The sequence below is a fragment of the Cytobacillus sp. IB215665 genome, assembly GCF_033963835.1.
Lineage (GTDB): Bacteria > Bacillota > Bacilli > Bacillales > SM2101 > Nanhaiella.
Genome location: NZ_JAXBME010000052.1, coordinates 1 through 635, shown reverse-complemented (window position 1 = coordinate 635; position 635 = coordinate 1). Strand labels below are relative to the sequence as shown.

General features: G+C 42.7%; 1 protein-coding gene. It reads left to right on the top strand.

The genetic code is table 11. The features are described from left to right. Positions 1–635 (top strand): HAD-IC family P-type ATPase (locus tag SLH52_RS23275; RefSeq protein WP_320211565.1); only part of this gene is annotated, 635 nt, incomplete at both ends.

The window sequence follows — 635 nt, the reverse complement described above, 5'->3', positions numbered from 1 at the left end:
CGTATTGAAGGGAAAGATGTGCTAGCTGGAACACGCAAGCTTATGAACAAACATCAAGTAGACTTCCATTCTTATAATGAAAAGCTAGAGACCTTTGAAAAAGAAGGAAAAACAGCGATGATGATCGCGATAGAAGGACACCTAGCTGGTGTGATTGCAGTGGCGGATACAGTAAAAGAAACAGCAAAAGAAGCTATCGACAAACTACAATCACAAGGTATTGAAGTATATATGATGACAGGAGACAACGAAAGAACGGCACAAGCCATTGCTTCACAGGTAGGAATTCAACATGTATTTGCAGAGGTACTTCCTGAAGAAAAAGCAAACCATGTGAAGGAACTACAGCAACAAGGGAAGAAAGTTGCCATGGTTGGTGATGGAATTAATGATGCACCAGCTCTAGCAACAGCAGATGTCGGTATCGCCATCGGTACTGGGACAGATGTTGCCATTGAAGCAGCCGATATAACCCTAATGGGTGGAGAACTAACGTTAATTCCGAAAGCAATCGACCTTAGTAGAAAAACGATGAGAAACATTCGTCAAAATCTATTTTGGGCACTAGCTTACAATTCAGCAGGTATTCCAATTGCAGCCATCGGCTTATTAGCACCTTGGGTAGCTGGAGCAGC